Genomic DNA, 17,176 nt, shown 5'->3' with positions numbered 1-17,176 from the left:
CTCAGCCCCCGGTGCGGGACTGCGCGGCCGTCGCGCGGTCGGCGTGGAAGTCGACGAAGGCACTGATCGCCTGCGACCGGAAGTCCTGCGCCAGCGCATGCACGTGCTGCGCGAAGGCCGCCAGGCCGGGATCGGCCTGCTGCAGCTGCTGCGAGTATTCGCGCAGCTGGCGCATGTCGCCCATGCGCGCCAGGCGCTGCAGCTCGCGCAGCTGAGGCAGCGCGGGCAGCGGCAACGGCTCGTCGGTCGGAACGGCCGCGCCATGGCCAGCGGCCGCCGCGACGGCCGGGGCCGGGGCCGGCGCCGTGCCCAGGGCAGGATCCGCCATCGCAACCGAGGCCGGCGCGGGCGGCGCCGCCGACGCTTCGGGCGCTGCGCAGGGCGCGAGCACCAGCTCGAACCAGAAGCGGCTGCCGGCACCCGGTGCGCTGTCGACCTGGATGTCGCCGCCCATCAGGCGCACCAGCTGACGGCTGATCGCCAGTCCGAGGCCGGTGCCGCCCTGCCGGCGCGCGCCGTCGGCGGCCACCTGCTCGAAGGGCTGGAACAGCTTCGACAGCTGCTGCGGCGTCATGCCGATGCCGCTGTCCTCGACCTCGAAGCGCAGCGCTTCGCCGGGCCGCGACGCCGCGCCGGGCGCGGCGGCGCGGCCGACGCGCAGCGTCACCTGGCCGGCGTCGCAGAACTTCACCGCGTTCGACAACAGGTTCAGCAGCACCTGGCGCAGCCGCAGGTCGTCCAGGCGCACCGCCTCGGGCAGGCCCGGCGCGAGCTCGACCGCGACCCGCAGCCCTTTCTGCTCGGCCTTGACGGCCACGATGTCGCCGACCGCGTGCACGAAGCCAGCCAGCCGCACCGGTGTCGGATGCAGCTCCAGCCGTCCGGCATCGATGCGCGACATGTCCAGCAGGTCGTTGATCAGGTTCAGCAGGTGCTGCCCGCTCTGCTGGATGATGCGCACGCAGCGTTCCTGGCGCTCGCCCAGCGGGGCCTCCGTGCGCAGCAGTTCGGCGAAGCCCAGGATGCCCGACAGCGGCGTGCGCAGCTCGTGGCTCATGCGCGCGAGAAAGTCGCTGCGCAGCTGCGCGAGGCGTTCGGCCTCCGCCAGCGCCGATTCGCGCGCCGCCTCGGCGGCCTTCTGCGCACTGATGTCGCGCGCGACGCCGACGGTGCCCAGCAACGTGCCGTCCTCGTCGCTGACCGGCGCCTTGAACACCTCCATCCAGCGCGTCGCGTCGCCCTCGCCCACCGCCTGCTCGACGGTCATGCGCCTGCCCGAGGCCATCACCTCGGCATCGTCGGCCAGCGAAGCCTGCGCCGCGCCGTCGGCCTGGAGCTCGGCGTCGGTGCGGCCGATCACCTCGTCGACCTCGCGCCGGTGGGCCTGGGCGTGGGCGCGGTTGGTCACCAGGTAGCGGCTGCCGGTGTCCTTGAACCAGGTCCACATCGGCAGCATGTCGATCAGCGTGCGCAGGTAGCGGGCCTGGCGGCGCAGCGCATCGGTGCGCTGGTTCACGCGCTGCTCGAGCTCGGTGTTGAGCGCACGCACGGCGTTCTCCGACGCCTGCAGCTGCTCGTTCAGCGCCTGCAGCGCGCGCTGCGCCTGGCGCGACCGGCGCACGTGCAGCGCGGCGCCCGCCAGCGCCATCGCCACCGCGGCCAGCAGCGTCCACAGCCAGCGCTGCTGCAGCTCGCGCTGCCGGAGCTGCGCCTGCTGCTGTTCGGTCTGCCGCCGCAGCTCGTCGATCGCGCGCTGCTTGCTTTCGCTCTCGTAGCGCTGGGTCAGCTGCAGCATGCGGGCGCCGGCCTTGTCGCGCACCGCCTTGCTCGTCATCTGCGCGGCCTCCACCGCCAGCTCGTAGGCGCGCTTGAAGTCGCCCGCCTTCGCGGCAAGCGCGGACAGCCGGCTCGCGCTGCCGCTGAGATAGACCGGGTGCCCCAGCTGCTGCGCCAGACCATAACCGCGTTGTGCATCGGCCAGCGCGCGCGCCGGGTCGCCCAGCGCCTGGTACGTCGCGCTGCGCGCGTTCAGCGAGAACCACTGGCCGATCGGATTGGGGTGGCGATCGTAGATGCCCACCGATTCGTCGAGCAGCTGCAGCGCCTCCTGCGGGCGGCCGCGGGCCGACAGCACGTCCGCCAGGCCGTACAGGCCGAAGCTGATCGCGAACGGCGCGCCGACCTCGCGGTGCATCGCCAGCGCCTCGCGGGCCAGCTGCTCGGCGCGCTCGAGGTCGCCGCGGTTGCGCAGGTCGCCCGCCATGCCGGCGGTGGCGAAGGCCTCGAGCATGCGCGTGGGCACCTTGCGCGCCTGCAGCCGCGCCTGCTCCAGGTGGTCCAACGATTCACCCTGCCGGCCGCTCTGCCCGTACGCCAGCGCCAGCCCCTGGTGCGCAAGCACCAGGGCCATCGGATGCCCGGAGCGGCGGGCGATCTCCATCGTCTGCATCGCCACCTGGACCGACTCGTCGATCTGCTCGAAGCGGCGGTACATCACGGCCAGCCGCAGCATCGCCTCCGCCAGCAGGTCGGGCCGGTCGGTCACGCCCTCCAGCGTGACGACGGCACGCTGCGTGGCTTTCACCAGCTCGTCGAGCCGGCCCTGGTTGATCGAGTTCAGCACCACCACGAGGTCCGACTCGGCCTGGCCCACACGGTCGTGGGCCTGGCTCGCCAGCGCGAAGGCCTCGCCCGCATGCCGGGCCGCCGCCTCGGTCATCCCCAGGTAGGTCTCTGTGCGCGCGCGCACGTTCAGCGCCTTCGCGCGATCGGCCAGCGTGGCATCGGGCGGCAGCGCCTGCTGCAGGCCCAGCGCCTCGGCATGGGCGCGCGGCACGTCGTTGTCGGCCAGCGCGCGCACCCGCTCGGCCTGCGCGCGCCAGTCTTCCAGCGGACCGGCGCCGGCCGCGACGGCGGCCAGGCCCAGCAGCGCGCTCGCGCAGGCGCGGTGCAGGTGCCGGGGCATCAGAGCTGCACCGTCAGGCGCGCGCCGAGCTGCCGATCATTGAGCAGGTTGCTCTGCGGCCGCAGCGGCGAGCCGAAGTTGGCGCCGCGGCGCGTGCGCGTCAGGTTCGTGCCTTCGAACGCGACGGTGATGCGCTCCGACAGCTTCATCGCGAGCGAGGCATCGAGCCAGCCGTAGGCCTCGGTGTAGCTCGGCAGCACCCCCACGCCGACGACGCTCGTGGCACCGCTGAGGAAGCGGCTGCGCCAGTTCCAGGCCAGCCGCGCCGACCAGGGGCCGTGCTCGTACAGGCCGATCAGGTTCGCGCTGCGGCGCGAGAGGTTCTGCAGCGGCACGCCGGCGCCGAGCAGGCGGTCGTCGGTGCGGCTGTGCAGCCAGGTGATGTTGGCCTGCACGCCGAGCCCGCGCCAGGCGCCCGGCAGCGTGTCGAGGAAGTGCTGCCCGCCGAGCTCCAGGCCGTCGATGCGCGCGGCCCCGCTGTTGTAGGGCCGGGTGACGAGGTAGACCACGCCGTCGTGCGTCTCCGACGCACTGGCGTTCGCCGGGAAGCCGTCGACACGCTTGGCGAACGCGGTGGCATGCAGCGCGCTGCCGCTGCGCGGCATGAACTCCAGCGCGAGGTCGAGGTTGTCCGAACGCACCGGCCGCAGGTCCGGGTTGCCGGCGGCCCCCTGGTTCAGCGACGGGTTCACCGGATTGCGCAGCAGCGACAGCGACGGCGACAGCTGGTCGAAGTTCGCCCGCGCCAGGGTCTTCGACAGGGCCAGCCGCGCCAGCAGCGTCGGGCGCAGCGTCCAGCGCAGGTTCAGGCTCGGCAGCCAGTCGGTCTTGGCCCGCTCCACCGCCAGCGGCTCGACGCCGCCGCTGGCCGGCACCGATCGCCAGCCGGACACGCCGAGGCGCGTGTGCACGACGCGCAGGCCGGCATTGCCGTCGACCGCGCCGGTGTCGAAGCGGCCCATCAGGTAGGCCGCGTCGGTGCGCTCGTCGATCTGCCACAGGCTCAGCGGATTGGCCGACAGCGGCACCGGCGTCGCGACGCCGAAGGCATCGCGCAGCGCCTGCGCGTCGCGTGCGTCGTCGAGGCGGCCGGTCAGGAAGCGGCCGATGCTGGTCGAGCCGGGCAGGAAGTCGGCATACGGGTTGGGCTGCACGCGGTCGGGCGTCTGCGCCGCCGACGGGCCGGTCAGCGCCGCGTCGGCGAAGATCAGGCCGGGGGCATTGCCCGCTGCGCGCCGCGCGCTGCGCAGGCCGGCGGCGACCGTGTGCAGCCAGCCCGTGCGCTGCCACTGCACGTCGGCGCGCGCCGCATCGAGCGTGCCCTCGAAGACGCGCGTGCGCAGCGCGAGCAGCGTGTAGCGCAGGTTCGACGGATCGAGCAGGTCGGTGCCGGCGACGGCCGTGGCCGGCACCGGGCCCGACAGGTCGTGGGTGAAGCTCGCGACGCGGCCGCCGAACACCGGGCCGCTGAAGTACAGGCTGTTGAAGCTGCGGGTGTGGCTCAGGTCGGCGCTCCAGCGCACGCCGTCGGCCTCGCGCTGCACGGCCAGGGCGGCCTGCTGCAGCCGGTCGACCGTGTCGCGCGCGAAGCTCAGCACCGACACCGGGGCGTCCAGCCAGGTGATGCGGCGCACGTCGCTGCTGCCGTCGAAGAGCTGCACGCTGCCGGGCTCGACGGACCGGCCGCTGCCGAGGTTGATCTGCTGCGAATCCTGGCGCGTGCGAAACTCCGCCAGGTGCGCCTCGCCCTGCAGCAGCCAGCCGGCCGCCGGCCGCCACTGCGCGATCAGCGAGCCGGTGCCGCGGCGCCGTGTGCCGGCACTGCTGGTCTCGCTGGTCGACGAGGCGACGGTGACGGTGCGGCCGGGCACGAGGTCGTCGCGCCGCTGCGGGTTGCCGGTGCCCTTGAGGTCCTCGCGGAAGGCGCGCTGCTGCAGCGACGCGTTCAGCAGCACGCCGAACTCGCCGCCGCCGGCCTGCCAGCGCCCGCTCCACAGCGCCGAGGCCTGGCCCTCGGTGCGGCGGGCCAGGTCGCCGTGCACCGCGCGCAGCGACAGCACGCCCGCCTGGCCGGGAAAGTCGAAGGGCCGGCGCGTGCGCAGGTCGACCAGCCCGCCGACACCGCCCTCGAGCTGTTCGGCCGAGGCCGACTTGAACACCGTCGCGGTGGCGATCATTTCCGACGGCAGGTCGGCGAAGTCGAGCGTGCGGCCGGTGCCGGCGGTAAAGATCTCGCGGCCGTTGAGTGTCGCCTCCACCTGCGTCAGCCCGCGCACGGTGAGGCCGGCGCCCTCGCCGCGGTCGCGCGCGGCCTGCACGCCGGTGATGCGCTGCAGCGCCTCGGTGAGGTTGAAGTCGGGCAACTTGCCGATCTCGTCGGCGACCACCGCGTCGCTGATCTCCTCGCGGTGGCGCTTCAGGGCCAGGCCCGCGGCCAGGCTCTCGCGCCGGCCGACCACCACCACGCTGCCGGCCGGCTCGACAGGCACGGGCTGCGCTGGCGCCTCGGGCACCGCCGCCGCCAGTGCCAGCGCGGGCACCAGCGCACACCGGGCCGCCATCACGCCTCCGCAGGCTCGAGGTCCACTTCGAAGGCGAAGCGGTTGCCGCCGCCCTCGCGCGGGCTCGCCCGCAGCTCGCCGCCCATCAGGCGCACCAGCTGGCGCGAGATCGCCAGGCCCAGCCCCGTGCCCTGCCGCCGCTGGCTGCCGTCGCCGACCTGCTCGTAGGGCTGGAACAGCCGCGCGCGCTGCTCGTCGGTGAGGCCGACGCCGGTGTCCTCGACCTCGCAGGCGATGCGGGCGGGGCCGGCGGCGCGCAGGCGCAGCGTCACCGCGCCGGCATCGGTGAACTTGACCGCGTTGTCCAGCAGGTTCAGCAGCACCTGGCGCAGGCGCTGCTCGTCGCCCTGCACCTGGCGCGGCAGCTCGGGCGCGAGGTCCACGCCCAGCACCAGCTGCGGCTTCTGCATCGCCTTGACGCGGGCGATGCCGGCCACCAGCTGCACCAGCGACGGCAGCTCGAAGGCATGGCGATCGAGCTCCAGGCGGCCCGCCTCGGCCTTGGCGAGGTCGAGGATGTCGTTGATCAGCGCGAGCAGGTGCTCGCCGCTGGACTGGATCATGCGGGCGGCATGGCGGTGGCGATCGGGCAGCGCCTCGTCGAGCTGCATCAGCTGCGCGAAGCCGAGGATGCCCGACAAGGGCGTGCGCAGCTCGTGGCTGATGCCGGCGAGGAAGGTGCGCCGGTCGCGTTCGGACTGGGCGCGGCCGAGCGCGCGGCGGATCGCGCGCGCCAGCACCGGTGCGTCGATCTGGCCCTTGACGAGGTAGTCCTGGGCGCCGGCCTGCAGCGCCTGCAGCGCGAGCTCCTCGTCGCCCACGCCGGTGCACACCAGCAGCGCGGGCCGGCAGCGGCCGCCTTCGAGCAGCCGCCGCAGCGTCGGCAGGCCGCTGGAGCCGGGCAGGCCCAGGTCGAGCAGCACCACGTCGACCGGGTGATCGTCCTCCAGCCGGCGTCGGCCGGCTTCCAGCGTCTGCGACCAGGCCAGCTCGCAGTCCAGGCCCTCGGCACCGAGCTCCACGAGCATCTCGGCCAGCAGCCGCGCATCGGCCGGGTTGTCCTCGATCAGCAGCACATGGATCGGCTTGGACATGGACGCTCCTTTCGACAGCTAGGGAGGCGACAGGGGCAGGCGCACGACGGTGAGCCAGAAATCCTCGATGGCCTGCACGATGCGGATGAACTGCTCCAGGTCGACCGGCTTGGTGACGTAGCAGTTGGCGTTCAGGTGGTAGGCGCGCAGCACGTCTTCCTCGGCCTGCGAGGTGGTCAGCACGACGACCGGGATGATGCGCAGCGCGGGGTCGGACTTGATCGCCGCGAGCACCTCGCGGCCGTCCATGCGCGGCAGGTTGAGGTCGAGCAGGATGATGTCGGGCCGCGGCGCTTCTTCGAAGGGCGGCCGGCGGTACAGGAAGTCCATTGCCAGCAGGCCGTCCTCGACCACGTGCAGGCGGTTCCACACGCGGCCGTCCTTGAAGGCCTCGCGCGTCAGGCGCACGTCGCCGGGGTTGTCCTCGACCATCAGGATCTCGATGGCACGCAGGCTCTCGAAGTCGGCCATCTCGCGGCTCCCGGGCGCAGGCAGCGCCTCGAACCGACTATAGGCAGGATGCCCTGCTGCGGGTAAGGGCATGGACCCGGAGTGCACGACCGGATGGTGCCTCGCTGCGCTGACCGCCGGTGGCTTCCGCTTTCGAAGCATGATCCAAATGAGCCGAGATTGTCAGACTATTCTAGTCTTTGATCAGTTCTGATTCAACTGATCATTTGCTGCCGCGCCGGAAATTCCTCCGGCCGGGCAGCCACCGTGGGCAGCGACCGCCGCGGCGGCCGCACAGCCAACTGATGGCGCACTGCTGCGCAATGACGCAAGGAGATCTCTGATGGTTAGGGCACTCGAAGCAGGCGGCCGCGCGGCCGGGGGCGAGGCAACGGTAACGGCGGCCGACCGGGCACGCGGACGCACGCCGATGACGGTGCGCATGCAGCTGGGGCTGGCATTCGCCGCGCTGACGCTGCTGCTGGTGCTGGTGGCGCTGCTGAGCCTGCGTTCGCTGCGGGACTCGAACGACGACTTCCGCAGCTTCGTGCACGAGGAGCTGGCGCAGGAACACCTCGCGGTGGAGGTGCGCGCGGCGGCCAACCGGCGAGCCATCGCCCTGCGCGACGTGATGCTGGCCGACGAGCCGGCCCAGCGCGCCGCCGCGCAGAAGGCGATCGACTCGGCCCAGGACGATTTGGGCAAGGCGCTGGCCGACTTGTCAGCGCGCGTGCGCGGCGCACACACCGTCGACCCGAAGGACATCGAGCATGTGGCCGAGATGGAACGCATCGAGACCGCCTACGTGCCGATCGCACGGGCGATCGTCGATCAGGCGATGGCCGGCCAGCGCGAGGCCGCGTACGCCGAGCTGCGCCGGCGCGCCCTGCCGCTGCTGGAGACGCTGCGCAAGGCTTCGACCGGCTTCGCCGAGCATGGCCGCGCGCAAGCCCAGCAGGCGGTGAAGGACGCGGAGTCCCACTACGAGACCAACCGCGCGCTGCTGGCGGTCGCCTGCGGCCTGGCCGTGCTGGTGTCGTCGGTGCTCGGGCTGCTGATCACGCGGCGCCTGGTCGGCGCGCTGGGCGCCGAGCCCGCCGAGCTGGGCGAGGCCGCGCAGCGCGTGGCCGCCGGCGACCTGCGCCCGGTGCCCGGTGCCGACGCCGCGCGCGCCGGGTGCGTGCTGGCGTCGATGGGCCAGATGCAGCGCAACCTGGTTGCGCTGATCGGCCAGGTGCGCCTCAGCGCCGAGTGCATCGCGACCGCGTCGGCGCAGATCGCCACCGGCAACGCCGACCTGTCCGGCCGCACCGAGCAGCAGGCGAGCGCGCTGCAGCAGACCGCGGCGTCGATGCAGCAGATGACCGAGACCGTGCGCACGAATGCCGACAGCGCACGCCAGGCCAACCAGCTCGCCACCGCGGCCGCCGCGGTGGCCGGCCGCGGCGGGGACGTGGTGCAGCAGGTCGTCGCGACGATGAAGCAGATCAGCGAGTCCAGCGCGCAGATCGCCGACATCATCGGCGTCATCGACGGCATCGCCTTCCAGACCAACATCCTGGCGCTGAACGCGGCCGTCGAGGCGGCGCGCGCCGGCGAGGCCGGCCGCGGCTTCGCGGTGGTGGCCGGCGAGGTGCGCACGCTCGCCCAGCGCAGCGCGCAGGCCGCGCGGGAAATCAAGGCGCTGATCGGCAACTCGGTCGACCGCGTGCACGGCGGCAGCGCGCTGGTGGACCAGGCCGGCGCGACGATGGCGGAGGTGGTGCAGCAGGTGTCGCGGGTGACCGAGCTGATCGCCGAGATCGACGCCGCGACGACCGAGCAGAGCGCCGGCATCGTGCAGGTCAACCAGGCCGTCACGTCGCTGGACAACGGCACGCAGCAGAACGCCGCGCTGGTCGAGGAAAGCGCCGCCGCCGCCGAGAGCCTGCGCCAGCAGGCCGAGGGCCTCACCCGCGTGATCGGCAGCTTCCGGCTGCAGGAGGCGCCCCGTGCAGCGGCCTGACGGCGTGCCGGCCCGCGACCCGCGCGCCGCCCGGCAGATGGTGGCACGCCTGGCGATGGTCGCGGTCCAGGGCGAGCAGCTGCAGATGTTGTGCAACGAGCTCGAGACGGTGCTCGCGCTGGTCCGGCGCGACCCGCGCCTGCAGGCGCCGGCCGCCACCTTGGCGGCGGTGCTGGCCGAGGTCTCGGGCGTCGCGCGCGACATCGCGGTGGTCACCGAGACGCTCGGCCACGGGCTGCAGCAGCCGGGGCCGGTCGAGCACGGCGCCGGCGCCGCGGCTCAGACGGCCGTCAGCGTGCCCCGGAAGGCATAACCGACGCGCGGCTCGACCTGCAGCGGCACGCTGGCCGGCGTCGCGCGCTCGATGCGCCGGCGCAGGCGGTAGATGGCCGCGTGCAGCAGGTTGTCGGCCTCCTGGGCCGGGTCGCGGCCGAGGCGCTCGCACAGCATGCCGTGCGTCACGGTCTCGCCCTGCGCGTCGACGAAGCACTCGATGACAGCGAGGTTGTTGTCGCTCAGGTCGATGCGCGTGCCCTCGGGCGCGATCAGCTGCCGCGCCTTGCGGTCCAGCCGCCAGGCGCCGGCCTGCGCGCGGCCGGCCTCGATGCGCCGCTGCACCGCTTCGATCGCCAGCGCCACCTGCTCCATGCGCACCGGCTTCATCAGGTGCATGTCGGCGCCGTTGCGCATCACCGAGTCGAACACGTCCGCATCCATGCGGCCGGAGACGACGACGATGCCGGCGTTGCCGCGGCGGCGCACCAGGCGGATCAGGTCGACGCCGTCGATGCCCGGCAGCATCAGGTCGATGACGTAGAACTCGAACTCGAAGGCCTGCGGCGAGGTCAGGAACTCGTCGCTGTCGTGGAACACCATGACCTCGACGCCGCGCTGGCCGAGGTGCTCCGCCAGGTAGGCGGCATGGTCGCGGTCGTCGTCGATGATGGCGAGCTTGTGCGGAAGGGTCATCCTTCGCCCTGCGGAATCCACATGCGCACGATCGTACCGTGGGGCAGGTTGGGCTCGATCACGATGCTGCCGCGGTGCATGTCGGTCACCTGCCGCACGATGTACAGGCCCAGCCCGGCCCCGGTGCCGGGGCGCGCATCCGGGCCGCGGGTGCCGCGATCGAACACGGTGGGCAGCAGCGCGGCATCGATGCCGCTGCCGAGATCGCTGACCTCGAAGCCGAGCGCCGGCGGATCGTCGCGGTCGACGATGCGCAGCTGCACCGGTGCCGGCGCCGGCGAGTACTTCAGCGCGTTCACCAGCAGGTTGCACAGCGCCAGCCGCATCAGCGTCGGCTGCAGCTGCGCGGTGCGCAGCCCGCTGTCGATCGACAGCGCGACGCGGCCGCGGTCCTCGGGCCCGATGTCGCCGAGCACCAGCGCGACCAGCGTATCGAGGTCCGTGTCGACCGGCACGCCGTGCCCCCCGGCGGTCAGCAGCAGCGCAGCGGCCAGCGCGTTGTTCAGCGTGCCGATGACATGCGCCATCACCTGCTGCGCATGCTGAAGCGGTGGCTGCACGCCCGGCGGCGCGGCCGTGCCGGCCCCGGCGATGGCGTCGAGCGCGCTCTGCAGCGCGGCGCCGGCGTTGTGCAGCGGCTGGCGCACCTCGTGCGCGAGCAGGCGCAGCAGCTGGTCGCGCTCGTCGAGCAGCCGGCGCAGGCTTTCGGACTCACCTTCGACGCGCGCGCGGGCCGCGCGTTCGGTGGCCAGCTCGCGCGAGCGCTCGAGCTCGTTCTTCAGCGCCTGCTCGGCCTGGTGGCGACCGAGCGCGTAGCGGATCGCCCGCGCCAGGGCGCTGGGTTCGACACGGCCCTTGACGAGGTAGTCCTGCGCGCCCGCCTGCAACGCCTGCACGGCGACGTCCTCGTCGTTCAGGCCGCTCAGCACCACCAGCGGCGGCAGCCGTGGCACCGCGGTGCGCAGGCGCTGCACGGTCTCCAGGCCACTGCTCTCGGGCAGCCCGAGGTCCAGCAGCACCAGCTCGAAGCCGCCGGGGCGCAGGCGCTCGATGCCGGCGGCCAGCGTGTCGACGGTGACCAGCGTGGTCGCCAGCCCGAAGGCCGCGGCGTCCTCGAGCAGCGCGGCGATGAGGCGCGCATCGCCCGGGTTGTCCTCGATCAGCAGCAGCGAGGCGCTCATTCGACGCCCCTGCGCACTGCGTGCTTCGGGATGAGCCCTTCGGAACGGCCGGGCGGGCTCATGGCGCCGTGGCCATGCGCGGCAGCGTGAAGCGGAACACCGAGCCGCCGCCGTCGGCGGGCTCGACCCACAGCCGGCCGCCGTGGCGCTCGACGATGCGCTTGCACAGCGCGAGGCCGATACCGGTGCCCGGGTAGGCGCTGCGCGCGTGCAGGCGCTGGAACATGGCGAAGATGCGCTCGGCGTGCTCGGGCGCGATGCCGATGCCGTTGTCGCGCACCGAGAAGCACCAGCCCTGCGCATCGGTGCTGCACTCCACGCGGATGCGCGGCGGCGCCGGGCCGCGGAACTTCAACGCATTGGAGACCAGGTTCTGCAGCAGCTGGACCAGCTGGGCGCCATCGCCGTGCACCCGCGGCAGCTCGCCGAGCTCGATCTCGGCGCCGGCCTCCTCGATCGCCAGCCGCAGGTGCTCGCGCACGATCTTCATGATCGTCGCCGACTCCACCGGCGCGGGGGCGCGGCCCTTGGTGCCCACGCGAGAGTAGGCCAGCATGTCGTTGATCAGCGCCTGCATGCGCTTGGCGCCGTCGACCGCGTAGCCGATGAACTCGTGGCCGTCGGCATCCAGGCGGTCGGCGTAGCGCCGCTCGATCAGCTGCAGGTAGCTGGCGATCATGCGCAGCGGCTCCTGCATGTCGTGCGACGCGACGTACGCCAGCTGCTCGAGCTCGGCGTTGGAGCGCTGCAGCGCCGCCTGCGCCTCTTCGCGCGACGCGATCTCGCGCTGCAGCAGCACGTTCTGCGCCGCCAGCTGGCGCCGCAGCGCGGCCATGGCCAGGTGCGTGTCCACGCGCGCCAGCAGCTCGGCGCTGTCGACCGGCTTGGTCACGTAGTCGACCGCGCCGGTCGCGAAGCCGGACAGCTTGTCGCTGATCTCGGCGCGTGCGCTCATGAAGATCACCGGGACGTCGCGCAGCTCGTCGCGCGCCTTGAGCCGGCGGCATGTCTCGAAGCCGTCGATGCCCGGCATCATCACGTCCAGCAGCACCAGGGCCGGCCGCACCAGCAGCGCGCGCTCCAGCGCCTCGTCGCCGCCCTGTGCGACGACCACCCGGTAGCCGCTCTGCTCGAGGTGGCCGGCGACCAGCTCGAGGTTGCCCGGCAGGTCATCGACGACGAGGATCGTCGAGTCGGACGCGCTGGCGGGGGCCGTCGCCATGTCGACGTCGGCGGCGGCGGCCGGGGTGGGGATGTTCATGGTCGCTGCGGCAAGTCCGGTGCGCTCACCTAGCGGTACAGCGCCGGGTCGCCCGAATCGGTCGGCTTGTCGACCACCCGCCGCATCGACGGGTGCATCGGCAGGCCGAGGTTGATGCCGCCGGGGATGGTCGACTGGAACCAGCGCCGGTACAGCTTGTGGATCTCGCCGCTCCTGAACAGGCCGACGATGGTGTCGTCGACGAGGCGCTTGAACTCGGGATCGTCGCGGTTGAGCATGATCCCGTAGGGCTCGACCGACAGCGCTTCCTCCGACACCTGGTAGGCCTCGGGTGTGCGTGCGGCGGCGATGGTGCCGCGCAGCAGCACGTCGTCCATCGCATAGGCGGTGGCGCGGCCGGTCTCGACGAGGCGGAAGGCCTCGGCATCGTCCTTCGCCGCGATGATGCGCATGTCCAGCCCGCGTTCGTCGGCCAGCTCCTGCAGGTAGCGCAGCGAGGTGGTGCCGACGGTCGAGGTGACGACCTTGCCGCGCAGGTCGTCGATGCGGACCACCGGCTGCGACTTCTTCGACAGCAGCTTGCTCGCGGCGACGAAGGTGGTGACGCTGAAGGCCACCTTGCGCTGGCGCTCGACGTTGTTGGTCGTCACGCCGCATTCCAGGTCGACGCTGCCGTTGGCCACCAGCGGAATGCGCGTGGCCGAGCTGACCGGCAGGTAGCGGACCTCGAGCTCGCGCAGGTTCAGCTTGGCCTTCACCGCCTGCACCACGTGGTCGCAGATCGACATCGAATAGCCGATCGGCCGCTGCTGCTCGTCGAGGTAGGAGAACGGCACCGACGCGTCGCGGTAGCCGATCGAGATCACGCCGACCTCGCGGATCTTGCGCAGCGTGAACGAATCGGTCGAGGCCTGCGCGAGCGACACCAGGCCCGCCAGCAGGCCGGCCGCCAGCGCCACCGGCACACAGCGCCGCATGCGTTCCAGCGTCCGGCGCCGCAGCGGCGCGGCGTGCGTGCGCATCGACAGGCGAACCGGGGCGGCAGGCATGCCCGCATTGTGCGGGATGTGCCCTGCGGCGGGCGGGCGGGCCGGCGGCGGGCGGGGCGGCCGGCGGCAGGCCCCGCATCACCGCCACGACACCTCAGGGCTGGTACTTGTTGCCGTTGGCCTTGAACTTGGCGACCGCCTTCTTCAGGTCGGTGTATTCCTCGCACGGCAGGAAGCAGGCCTTGTCCAGCGCGGCCAGGCGCTCCTCGGCCTTGGCGAGGTCGCCCAGCATCAGGTAGAGCTCGCCGGAATACTCCAGCGCGCCGCGATGCTTGGGGTCGATGCGCAGCGCCTCGTTGTAGTAGCGCTCGGCGGCCTGGTAGTCGGGCTGCTTGGCCTTGCGCCAGCTGTAGCCCATCAGGTTGTTCCAGTCGGCGCTGCCGGTGTCGTTGACCTTCACCAGCTCGTCGATCGCCGCCTTCCAGCGCTCGGCCTTGATCTCGGCGCGCGCGGCGGAGAGCTTGTCGGGGGCGTTCGACGGCGCCGGCGTGGTGTCGGCGGCGAAGGCGCTGGTGCTCGCGGCCAGCGCGGCCACGGCGACGAAGCGGGTCAGCAGGGCGATGGTGGTCTTCATGGCTTGTCCTCTTCAGGTGACGGCCGCCGGGCTTGGCGGTCCTGGGCGCACTTACGAGCCGACTCCACGGATGGACGCATCGGTCGCGGCGGCCACCGTCCGGATCATGCCGCGACGATCTGGACTCGCATCAAGGATTCTTGATCCGACGCCAAGAACGCTGCGCCGGCGATGGAGCGACACGGCAAGAGCGCCGCCCGAACTCTGTGACATGCGAGTCGCCCTCGAGCCAGGCCGCGCTCAAGTTTGGACGCTCCGGCGTCGAAGGCCAGGAGTACCCCGAACTGCCCTGAAAAATGCGACTCCGACAATCGATGCTGAGGGCGGCCGCTTCGTGCGCTTGGCTGGCGGCCTCCTTCGCGCTGCCATTGAACGCAAGAGCCGAGCCCACGTTCACGTGCGCAACGCCCACGCACCGCATCGAGATCGACGCCGCCGGGGGCGACGCATTCGAGTACCGCTCATGGCGGATCGGCCAACCCGGGGCGCAGCCTGCCTTGACACTGCGCGGAACCATGCGCGTCGAAGGTACCGGCGCCTGCCGCGCACGCTGGTGGTCGTTCAGGAATGGCCAATACGAATACCTGGTGACGGACTCCGCCGACTGCGGTGAACGCGCGCCACCGGCCGACGCCCATGGGCAGCTCACGATCCGCTTCGCGGGCGAGGTGAAGGCCGAGGCCTGGTGCCTCGGCGGGAACAACCGTCCTGCGGGTTCGGCGGTTCCGAACCCGGCCACGGTCGTCGCCGGCGCTGCGTCGTCGGCCAGCACCTCGAACCCGCCCGGAGCGCCCGGAGCGCCCGAGCGCGGCGCGAGCGAGCCCGCCGCGGCGTCCGTCGGTGCCGTGACACCCGAGCCTTCTGCCGCGGTCACGCCGGCCGCGGTCACGCCGGCCGCGGCGACCCGCCAGGCGGGCCAACCCGTGCCGGTCGCGACTCGGCAAGAGCCTGGCCGGGGAGCAGTCAGCGCCACGTTCGCGGTCCTCGCGATCCTGCTGCCGATTCCGGCGGGCTGGGTCGCCTACCGAAGCTTGAGGCGCAGGAAGGGGCTCATCGCTGCCCTCGTGCTCTGTCCGCTCGCCGTCGTTCTCACCCTCGCAATCCTCGGCGGGGTGTCGGAGTCGACGGCCACGGACGAACACAAGCGCTGGTCGGCAACGGAGAGGGAGCGGCAAGCCCTCGAGCGAGTTCAGGCGCAGATCGTGGCCGGCAGAGAAGCGAAGTCGATGCCGGGCACGAACTCAGGCCCGCCCGCTGAAGCGGCGCCGCCCCAGCCTGCGCCGGCACGCGTCCAGAACAGGAAGCGGCCATCGCTGAGAAGCCTGTTCGACACCTCGATCTCCCAGGCCGAACGGGAGGCGCTCGCGCACGACTATGTCGTCGGCAGCTACCACTTCGTCGATCGGTCGCTGGTCGACATGCCGAGTTTCTCCAACCACACGTTCGAGCCGGATGGCACCCATGTCAGCTCGCACTGCGTCGCGTATGGCGAGGTCTCGGAACGCAAGTTCATCGACGGGACACGCGGCGGGTGGTCGGTGAGAGAAAAGCGCTATGCAGACACCGGAAAGATCTACTTCGGGATCTATCTGAACGGCATCGACCGCGCGTCCTTGCTGCTCGACAGGGATGACGGTCTTCAGTGGAACTTCAACGAGACCAGAGTGGACATGCGCTCGGGCCTCACCAGCAAGTGCGACTGAGGGTGCCGGCTACCAGAGCTTCACGCAGGGCCCGGACAGCACGAACTCGCCGCTCGGCGACGCACCCGGCGCCGCCGCAGCGGCCTCGAAGCTGACGCCCAGCCGCGGCACGGTGAAGAAGAGCTTCTCCGAGGTGTCGCTCAACGGCAGTACCACCGACTTGCCCTGCGCCACGCCCGCCGGCACCACGCCGATGGGGAACGGCGCGCCCTCCTTCGGCAGCGCCCACAGCTGCGCGACGCGGCCCGCGGGGATGACCAGCGGCTGCAGCAGCTTCACGCTGAGCTGCCGGCCCTGGCGGCGCGAGCTCGCCAACACCGACGGCACGCCCTGGGCATTGCTCAAGAGGCCCACGTAGCTCTGCGGCAGCGCTTCCTCGCGCACCTCGACGCCCAGCCACTCCGGCTGCTGGCGCACGACCACGAGGCACAGCGCCAGCCCGGCCAGCACGCCACCGGCCGCGCCGCGCCAGGTGTTGGCGCCGAACCAGGCGCGCCACCACGGTTGCTGCGCTTCGTGAGCGCGCGCGGCCTCGCCCGGGAACAGCCGCTGCTGCAGCCCGGCCCATACCGCGTCGCTCGGCGGCGACGGCGGGATCGAATTCGCCAGGTGTGCGAGCCGGCCGGACCACTGCATCACCGCGCCGCGCGCGGCGGCGTGGTCGCGCATCACGCGCTCGAAACGGCGGCGCGCGGCGCCGGTCATCGTGCCGAGCGCGTAGTCGCGCGCCAGCGCGTCCAGCCGGGGCGGATGCAGGTAGTTCATGCGGCCTGCACCCCAGCCGCCTCGAGGCAGCTCTTCAGCCTGTCGACGCCACGCCGCACCCAGGCCTTCACGGTGCCCAGCGGCGCGTGCAGCGCCTCGGCGATCTCGGTGTGCACGAGGCCGCGGTAGTAGGCCAGCGCGATGGCCTGGCGCTGCTGCGCGGTGAGCTCGCCCATGCAGGCCTCGATGTGGAGCTTCTTGATGCTGTCGTCGAACAGCGCCTGCGGCTGCGACGACGCGTCGGCCGGCACGGCCATCGCTTCGTCGTCGAGCTCGACGGTCGACGCGCGCTCCGTCTTGCCGCTGCGCAGCTTGTCGATCGCCTTGTTGCGCACGATGTTGATGAGCCAGGTCATCGGCGTCGCGATCGCCGGGTTGAAGCCGGCCGCGCCGTACCAGACGTTCATGAACGCCTCCTGCAGCACGTCCTCGGCGCGGTCGCGGCGACCCAGCACGCCTTCGGCCAGGCCCAGCAGATGGGCCGAGGTGAGCCGGTAGACGGCCTCGAACGCGCGCCGGTCCTGCAGCGCGACGCGGCCGAGCAGGCGGGCGAGTTCCTCGTTGGTGCGGGCGGGAGCGGCGACATTCGTCATCGGGCGGCAGGGTACAGGATCACGGCGGCGAAGCGGAAGCCTCGC

General features: G+C 72.3%; 14 protein-coding genes. 3 read left to right on the top strand and 11 right to left on the bottom strand.

Annotated elements, in window-relative coordinates:
• Position 1: 1 nt before the first annotated feature.
• From P1K89_RS14525 to P1K89_RS14510, 4 genes are read right to left on the bottom strand one after another with little or no spacing between them, the layout of a single operon-like run.
• Complete coding sequence (locus P1K89_RS14525) at positions 2–2,965, bottom strand: ATP-binding protein (protein WP_284617153.1); 2,964 nt, start codon at positions 2,963–2,965, stop codon at positions 2–4.
• The gene (locus P1K89_RS14520; RefSeq protein WP_284617152.1) at positions 2,965–5,526 is read right to left on the bottom strand and encodes a TonB-dependent receptor; all 2,562 of its coding nucleotides are present in this window, start codon (positions 5,524–5,526) and stop codon (positions 2,965–2,967) included. Before P1K89_RS14520 ends, P1K89_RS14525 begins: the two co-directional genes overlap by 1 nt.
• On the bottom strand, positions 5,526–6,620 hold the full coding sequence (locus tag P1K89_RS14515; protein WP_284617151.1) for an ATP-binding response regulator: 1,095 nt from the start codon (positions 6,618–6,620) through the stop codon (positions 5,526–5,528). The genes P1K89_RS14520 and P1K89_RS14515 overlap by 1 nt, the downstream gene beginning before the upstream one ends.
• Positions 6,621–6,638: 18 nt before the next feature.
• Entirely contained in the window at positions 6,639–7,091 is a 453-nt protein-coding gene (locus P1K89_RS14510; protein ID WP_284617150.1) for a response regulator, read from the bottom strand.
• A 409-nt stretch (positions 7,092–7,500) separates the two neighbouring features.
• On the opposite strand from P1K89_RS14510, the gene P1K89_RS14505 reads away from it, so the two are divergent.
• Positions 7,501–9,075, top strand: a complete 1,575-nt coding sequence (locus P1K89_RS14505) for a methyl-accepting chemotaxis protein (protein WP_284617149.1) — start codon at positions 7,501–7,503, stop codon at positions 9,073–9,075.
• Positions 9,062–9,388 carry a hypothetical protein gene (locus tag P1K89_RS14500; protein ID WP_284617148.1) on the top strand — a complete coding sequence of 109 codons (327 nt, stop codon included), beginning with the start codon at positions 9,062–9,064 and terminating at the stop codon, positions 9,386–9,388. The genes P1K89_RS14505 and P1K89_RS14500 overlap by 14 nt, the downstream gene beginning before the upstream one ends.
• Here the strand turns inward: P1K89_RS14500 and P1K89_RS14495 are convergent.
• From P1K89_RS14495 to P1K89_RS14475, 5 genes are all read right to left on the bottom strand, one after another.
• On the bottom strand, positions 9,355–10,044 hold the full coding sequence (locus P1K89_RS14495; protein ID WP_284617147.1) for a response regulator transcription factor: 690 nt from the start codon (positions 10,042–10,044) through the stop codon (positions 9,355–9,357). The two genes, P1K89_RS14500 and P1K89_RS14495, sit on opposite strands and share 34 nt — an antisense overlap.
• Positions 10,041–11,225 carry a hybrid sensor histidine kinase/response regulator gene (locus P1K89_RS14490; protein WP_284617145.1) on the bottom strand — a complete coding sequence of 395 codons (1,185 nt, stop codon included), beginning with the start codon at positions 11,223–11,225 and terminating at the stop codon, positions 10,041–10,043. Before P1K89_RS14490 ends, P1K89_RS14495 begins: the two co-directional genes overlap by 4 nt.
• 58 nt (positions 11,226–11,283) lie before the next feature.
• A complete protein-coding gene (locus P1K89_RS14485; RefSeq protein ID WP_284617144.1) occupies positions 11,284–12,486 on the bottom strand; it encodes a sensor histidine kinase in 1,203 nt (400 codons plus the stop codon).
• Positions 12,487–12,515: 29 nt separating this feature from the next.
• On the bottom strand, positions 12,516–13,424 hold the full coding sequence (locus tag P1K89_RS14480) for an amino acid ABC transporter substrate-binding protein (protein WP_439897996.1): 909 nt from the start codon (positions 13,422–13,424) through the stop codon (positions 12,516–12,518).
• Between the two features lie 166 nt (positions 13,425–13,590).
• Positions 13,591–14,070 (bottom strand): tetratricopeptide repeat protein, encoded by a 480-nt coding sequence (locus P1K89_RS14475; RefSeq protein WP_284617142.1) that lies wholly within the window; start codon positions 14,068–14,070, stop codon positions 13,591–13,593.
• 314 nt (positions 14,071–14,384) lie between these two features.
• Between P1K89_RS14475 and P1K89_RS14470 the strand changes: the two genes are divergently transcribed.
• Positions 14,385–15,773 carry a hypothetical protein gene (locus P1K89_RS14470; RefSeq protein WP_284617141.1) on the top strand — a complete coding sequence of 463 codons (1,389 nt, stop codon included), beginning with the start codon at positions 14,385–14,387 and terminating at the stop codon, positions 15,771–15,773.
• 9 nt (positions 15,774–15,782) lie between these two features.
• Here P1K89_RS14470 and P1K89_RS14465 read toward each other — a convergent pair whose 3' ends face one another.
• Entirely contained in the window at positions 15,783–16,538 is a 756-nt protein-coding gene (locus tag P1K89_RS14465) for an anti-sigma factor (protein WP_284617140.1), read from the bottom strand.
• Complete coding sequence (locus P1K89_RS14460; RefSeq protein WP_284617139.1) at positions 16,535–17,131, bottom strand: sigma-70 family RNA polymerase sigma factor; 597 nt, start codon at positions 17,129–17,131, stop codon at positions 16,535–16,537. The genes P1K89_RS14465 and P1K89_RS14460 overlap by 4 nt, the downstream gene beginning before the upstream one ends.
• Positions 17,132–17,176 lie beyond the last annotated feature (45 nt).

Origin of the sequence: Aquabacterium humicola, assembly GCF_030167915.1 — a bacterium.
Classification (GTDB): Bacteria; Pseudomonadota; Gammaproteobacteria; order Burkholderiales; family Burkholderiaceae_C; genus Pseudaquabacterium; species Pseudaquabacterium humicola.
Note: the sequence above shows the minus strand (reverse complement) of the source record. Positions and strands in the feature narration are given on the sequence as shown.